Raw genomic sequence first — 5,442 nt, 5'->3', positions numbered from 1 at the left:
CCGGGTGCCCGCGGGGTTCCCGACCCGCCCCCGCGTGGTACCCGTTCCCCGCAGCGAGCACCAGGAAAGGATCCCCGCATGGACCGAGCCGCCGTCTTCGATGTCGACGGAACCCTCGTCGACACCAACCACCTCCATGTCGTCACCTGGTGGGAGGCGTTCCGCCAGGCGGGGCACGAGGTGCCCATGCACGCCGTGCACCGGGCCGTCGGCCTGGGCTCCACGGACCTGATCGCCCACCTGCTCGGCGACGGCCGCGACCGGGACGAGGACGAGGAGCTGAGCGCCGCGCACAAGGCGCTGTACGGCCAGTACTTCGACCGGCTGCCCGCCCTGCCGGGCGCCGGGGAACTGCTGCGGCGACTGCACGGGGACGGCTGGGCCGTGGTCCTCGCCACCTCTGCGAGCGGCGCCGAGCTGGGCGCGCTGCGCCGGGCGATCGACGCGGACGACGCCATCATGGCCACGGCCAGCTCCGACGACGTCCAGGAGGGCAAACCGGCCCCCGAGCCGGTGGAACACGCCCTGGAGCTCGCCGGGGTGCCGGCCTCGCGTGCGGTGTTCGTCGGGGACACCGTGTGGGACATGCGGGCGGGCAGCAAGGCCGGGGTGCGCTGTGTGGGGGTGCTGTGCGGCGGGATTCCCCGCGCGGACCTGGAGGAGGCCGGGGCGGAGGCGGTGTACGCCGACCCCGCCGACCTGCTGGCACGGCTGGCCGGGAGCCCGCTGGCCTGAGCCGTGACGGGGGTCACTCGGGTAAACGGAACACCCCAGTGTGGTTGCCCGTTGAACAAGCCGTGGGTGTGGACGGGACAGTGTCCCCGGGCCTCACCATTCGCCCACAGGGACGATCGTTCGGCTGAAGCCCTGTGGAGCCTTTCGCCGCGAGGCGACCGCCGTCCGCGCCCACCACCGACCGCCCCGGCCGTGATTCCCCCGTCACGGCCGGGGCGTTTCCATGACGGCGGCCGGCACCGGGAGCGCGCGGCGCGGTGGAGACGGCCCGAACCGGCGCGGGTCAGGCCGGGGAGCCGGGGCCGGGCGGAAGGTGGACGGTCATGATCAGGTGGCAGGTCACGGTGCCCGCGCCTCGGTAGGTGTGGGGGACGTCCCCGTCGAAGGCGGCGGTCCGGCCGGCTTCCACGAGGTGCTCGGTGCCGTCCACGATCAGCGTCATCCGGCCGGACGTGACACTGACGGTCTCCACGACGCCGGCCTGGTGGGGGTGGCTCGGGTACTCCTCGCCCGGCTCCAGCGTCCAGCGCCAGACCTCGGCCGGGGCCGGCCCCGGAGTGGTCAGCATGAGCCGGGCCTCGCTCCCCCGCGGTCCCGTCCACAGCGGGGTCAGATCACCGGCGGCCACGACGCGTACGCGTCCTTCGGTACCGCCCTCCAGCAGGGCGGAGACGGAGACGCCGAGGGTGTCGGCGAGCCGTACCAGGGTGGCGAAGTTCGGATTCCCCTGGGCCTTCTCCAGCGCGACCAGGGCACCCTTGCTGACCTGGGCCCGCCTGCCGAGTTCGTCCAGCGACAGACCCGCGCGGGTGCGGGCCGCCCGGACGTTGCGCGCGAGGGTCCGCAGGGCCGCCTCGGTCTCTGCCATCCGATCACTTCCTCAATGGGGCACTGCACTGCACCGCTCGGTCGTTCGGTTGACACGCCACGGTCGGTACGTTGTACGGTTCAGTCGTTCCATTGATAGTAAGGGATCGTCTCGTGAGCGCTCCGCCGCCGGCCGGCCCCGGGACACGGTCCGTGCGGCCACCGGGACCGCCGAGGACGTCGACGTGTGACTGCGCGGACGGAGCCGCCCGGGCCGCCGTAGCACCCCTCCCTCCCTGCCCGCCCACCGACCGCCCCCCTGTCACCCGCCCCCTTCCCGCAGGGAGAACCGCATGTTCATCCAGCCCTGGGACGCCGCCCTGGACGACGCCGAATGGCGGGACTGGATCGCCGACGGCCACGACTTCGGCCAGCTCTGTGTCAACGGCCCTTCGGGCCTGCCGCCGGTCGTCGTCCCCACCCACTTCGCCCCCGACGACGGCCGCCTGCTGATCCACCTCGCCCGCCCCAACCCGGTCTGGAAGGCGATCGAGCACGACCCGAACGTCCTCTTCACCGTCATCGGCGACTACGCGTTCATCCCCGGCCCCTGGCGCGCCAAGCCGGACATCCCGCCCACGGACGGCGTCCCCACCAGCTACTACGCCGCCGTCCAGTTCACCTGCCGGGCCCACATCATCGACGATCCCGAGGCCAAGGCCGACCTGCTGCGCCGCCAGTTGGCACACTTCCAGCCCGACGGCGACCACGCCCCCATCGACCCCGACGAGCCGCCGTACGGCCGGATGCTTCCCGGCATCCGTGGTCTGCGCCTGGACGTCGTCGGCGTACGGGCCAAGTTCAAGTACGACGACCACAAGCCCGTCGAGCACCGCACCGCCGTCGCCGGCCGCCTCACCCGCCGCGGCCAGGGCCTCGACCTGCCCACCGCCCGGCGGCAACTGCACCGACTGGACCGCGTGGGCACCTGGTCCCCGTGACTCCGCGCACCCGCACCCGCACCCGTCCACTCGAACTCGCACCCACGCTCGCACTCGCACGAAACAGGATCCCGCCCATGACCGCCTTCCGCATCAGCCCCGCCGTCACGGACGCCTTCCCCGACACGCTCATCGCCGTGGTCGCCGTCACCGGCCTGCGCGGCCACGAGCCCTGGCCCGCCACCGTCACGGCCGTCGAGGACCTGGAGCGGCAACTCGCCGCCGGCACCTGGCAGCCGGCCGACGAGACGGACCCGCGCATCGAGGCCTGGCACGCCGCCTACCGCTCCTTCGGCACCAATCCCCGTCGCGTCCGCCCCAGCGTCGACGCGCTCGGCCGCCGCATGGCCAAGAAGGGGAGCCTGCCGCGGATCAACCCGGCCGTCGACTCCTACAACGCCGTCTCCGTCCGCCACGGCCTGCCCGCCGGCGCCTTCGACCTCGACCACGTCACCGGCGACGTCGACATCCGCCACGCGGAAGGCGCCGAGGAGTTCACGCCGCTCGGCGAACCCGACACCGTCGAGACGCCGAAGCCCGGCGAGATCGTCTACGCCGACACCACCGGCGTGCTGACCCGCCACTGGAACCACCGCGACGCCCACCGCACCCGCGTCACCGAGGACTCCACGCGCGTCGCCTTCGTCCTGGAAACCCTCCACGCCACCCGCGACGGCCACCTCCTCAAGGCCGCGGCGGACGAACTCCAGGACCTGCTCGCCCCCCACAGCGGGCAAACGGCGGTCCACTGCCTCAGCCCCGCACACCCCCGCGTCGACACCTGACCGGGGCCGCATTGCGGTATGCGTTCCGCTCGACCGATCGGAACGCATACCGGACGCGCCCACCGGCTGCAACCGGCGGCGATCGCCCGACTACAACGCGGCGAACTCGGCCGTGGCGCCGTCTCCGTCGAGGTTGAATCCGAATTTGTCGGCGACCAGTGTGATGCCGTCGCTGAAGTAGAGCGTGACGCGGGCGACGTCGATGGACCAGTTGTCGTTGCCGTTCGTCTTGATCGACATCCGGACCCGGAAGCCCGAGCACTCCGACTTCCCCGCGCCCGGCGCCTCCACGACGAGCGGGACGAAATGATGGGAGTCGTCGTTGTACGTGGTCATGTCCTTGCCGGAGCTGTCCGCGTTGTTGATCGAGGCCAGCAGCGACCTCTCGTCACCCGTCTTGACGGTGACGTAGATACCGGTGTCGTGGTCCTTGTTGTCGTCGTCACCGGTGAGCGTGAAGAGCTCGGCACGGCTCAGGGTCGGCCCCGCGCAACACCCCTCGCCCCCGCCGTCGCACGCCGCGGCCGCCGGCCCGCCGGCGACGGCGATGGCCTGGCCGAGGCCGTCCCCTTCCAGAATGGTCATGTTTCCCCCTGCGAGTCCGACGCGAATTCGGTCTCCCGTGATGTACCCTTCACGGAATTTCCCCAACAGCCGCGGCAAAGAAGAAAGGATTCCGCCGAACTAGGTCATATTTAATGGCCAGAAGAGGGGAATCCGAAGGTTTTCGCTGTCGGGGATCGACCGGCGCCGGCCGGGACTCAGACGGTGTTGATCCGCCAGGCGATCATCCCGGTCGCCCGGGCGTCGCCTTCGACGTCGATGCGCACGGCCTTGCCGCTTGTGAAGCGCTCGAAGACGACGGAGCGATCGCAGGGGACGGGCTTTCCCGGCGCGGTCCTGCCCGGGGTGAGGACGATGCGTGCCGCTCCCTCGCCGGCGCAGACCACCGTCAGTCTGCAGGTGCGTCCCGCCGGCAGGCCGGGCTGGGTGTGGACTCCGTCGGAGACACGTTCCGTACCCGACTCCACCATGGACCGGCCCCGCTCGGTGACCGCGTCCAGGGCCGACTGCGCCTGCGCGGCGAGCCTCTCCTCCGCCGGGGGTTCGGCGCTTCGGTGCGGAGAGGTCGTGGCGATGTCCACCGCACGGTGCACGCCAGCCGCCCACGATGAGCGGCCGCGAGTGGTTTCCCCGGCTTCCCGGCGAAGAGGCGGGACCGCCGTCCCGGGCGTGTTGCGGTCGCCGTGACGAGCGGCGGGCCGTAGGTGTGCCGACGGCCCGGACCCGTATCGCGGTCGAGCTGTCCTGACCGGTGCCCTCGGGATATCCCCACCCCGGGTCCGCCGGGAGCCTCCATGTCCCGCGACGGCCGCGCTCCGTAGCGTCGGGTCGTCGGCTGGGAGAGATCGCGAGAGGACGGACCATGAGGCTGCGCGGCGGCGAGCGGCGGAGGGCGGAGGAGCGGATGGAGCCCGAGGGCACGCCCGGTCTCGCCGTCGAACTGCGCGGGGTACGGCGGGAGTACGGCCGCGGCTCCCGTACCGTGCACGCCCTCGCGGGCGTCGATCTCGCCCTGCCCCGCGGCACGTTCACCGCCGTCATGGGCCCGTCCGGGTCCGGCAAGTCCACCTTCCTGCAGTGCGCGGCGGGACTGGACCGGCCGACGGCCGGCTCCGTGCGCCTGGGTGGTACGGAGATCACGGGCATGCGTGAGAACCAGCTCACCGAGTTGCGGCGCAGCCGCCTCGGCTTCGTCTTCCAGGCCTTCAACCTGCTGCCCTCCCTCACCGTCGAGCAGAACGTGCTGCTCCCGATGCGCCTGGCCGGGCAGCGCCAGGACCGTCGGCGGGCTGAGGCGATGCTCGCGCGGGTCGGTCTCGCCGGCAAGGCCGGGCGCCGGCCGGGCGAGTTGTCCGGCGGCCAGCAGCAGCGCGTGGCCGTCGCCCGTGCCCTGATCACCGACCCGGACGTGGTGTTCGCCGACGAGCCCACCGGCGCCCTGGACACCGGGACCGCCGCCGAGGTCCTCGGCCTGCTCCGGCAGGCGGTGGACACCCTCGGGGCGACCGTCGTCATGGTCACGCACGATCCGGCCGCCGCCGCGTGGGCCG

General features: G+C 72.4%; 7 protein-coding genes. 4 read left to right on the top strand and 3 right to left on the bottom strand.

The window, feature by feature from the left end:
• The first annotated feature begins 78 nt into the window (after window positions 1-78).
• Entirely contained in the window at window positions 79-735 is a 657-nt protein-coding gene (locus tag H5J33_RS22030) for an HAD family hydrolase (protein ID WP_181796645.1), read from the top strand.
• A gap of 283 nt (window positions 736-1,018) precedes the next feature.
• Here the strand turns inward: H5J33_RS22030 and H5J33_RS22025 are convergent, their stop codons facing one another.
• Window positions 1,019-1,603, bottom strand: coding sequence for a helix-turn-helix domain-containing protein (locus tag H5J33_RS22025; RefSeq protein WP_181796644.1), 585 nt, complete (start codon window positions 1,601-1,603; stop codon window positions 1,019-1,021).
• 292 nt (window positions 1,604-1,895) lie between these two features.
• Between H5J33_RS22025 and H5J33_RS22020 the strand changes: the two genes are divergently transcribed.
• Window positions 1,896-2,543 carry an FMN-binding negative transcriptional regulator gene (locus tag H5J33_RS22020; RefSeq protein ID WP_181796643.1) on the top strand — a complete coding sequence of 216 codons (648 nt, stop codon included), beginning with the start codon at window positions 1,896-1,898 and terminating at the stop codon, window positions 2,541-2,543.
• Window positions 2,544-2,620: 77 nt separating this feature from the next.
• The gene (locus H5J33_RS22015) at window positions 2,621-3,328 is read left to right on the top strand and encodes a B3/4 domain-containing protein (protein WP_181796642.1); all 708 of its coding nucleotides are present in this window, start codon (window positions 2,621-2,623) and stop codon (window positions 3,326-3,328) included.
• Window positions 3,329-3,418: 90 nt separating this feature from the next.
• On the opposite strand, the gene H5J33_RS22010 is transcribed toward H5J33_RS22015, so the two are convergent.
• Window positions 3,419-3,913, bottom strand: a complete 495-nt coding sequence (locus tag H5J33_RS22010) for a hypothetical protein (RefSeq protein WP_258565294.1) — start codon at window positions 3,911-3,913, stop codon at window positions 3,419-3,421.
• Window positions 3,914-4,089: 176 nt separating this feature from the next.
• Window positions 4,090-4,485 carry a hypothetical protein gene (locus H5J33_RS22005; RefSeq protein ID WP_181796641.1) on the bottom strand — a complete coding sequence of 132 codons (396 nt, stop codon included), beginning with the start codon at window positions 4,483-4,485 and terminating at the stop codon, window positions 4,090-4,092.
• A 269-nt stretch (window positions 4,486-4,754) separates the two neighbouring features.
• On the opposite strand from H5J33_RS22005, the gene H5J33_RS22000 reads away from it, so the two are divergent.
• The coding region (locus H5J33_RS22000) for an ABC transporter ATP-binding protein (protein ID WP_181796640.1) at window positions 4,755-5,442 on the top strand (688 nt) is incomplete at its 3' end.

The sequence above is a fragment of the Streptomyces sp. WELS2 genome, assembly GCF_013870595.1.
GTDB lineage: Bacteria > Actinomycetota > Actinomycetes > Streptomycetales > Streptomycetaceae > Streptomyces.
Note: the sequence above shows the minus strand (reverse complement) of the source record. Positions and strands in the feature narration are given on the sequence as shown.

What these genes read in the sequence shown, in the direction of transcription:
- H5J33_RS22015 (WP_181796642.1), top strand. Translation starts at nt 2,621, where the DNA reads ATGACCGCCTTCCGCATCAGCCCCGCCGTCACGGACGCCTTCCCCGAC.
- H5J33_RS22010 (WP_258565294.1), bottom strand. Translation starts at nt 3,913, where the DNA reads ATGACCATTCTGGAAGGGGACGGCCTCGGCCAGGCCATCGCCGTCGCC.
- H5J33_RS22020 (WP_181796643.1), top strand. Translation starts at nt 1,896, where the DNA reads ATGTTCATCCAGCCCTGGGACGCCGCCCTGGACGACGCCGAATGGCGG.
- H5J33_RS22025 (WP_181796644.1), bottom strand. Translation starts at nt 1,603, where the DNA reads ATGGCAGAGACCGAGGCGGCCCTGCGGACCCTCGCGCGCAACGTCCGG.
- H5J33_RS22030 (WP_181796645.1), top strand. Translation starts at nt 79, where the DNA reads ATGGACCGAGCCGCCGTCTTCGATGTCGACGGAACCCTCGTCGACACC.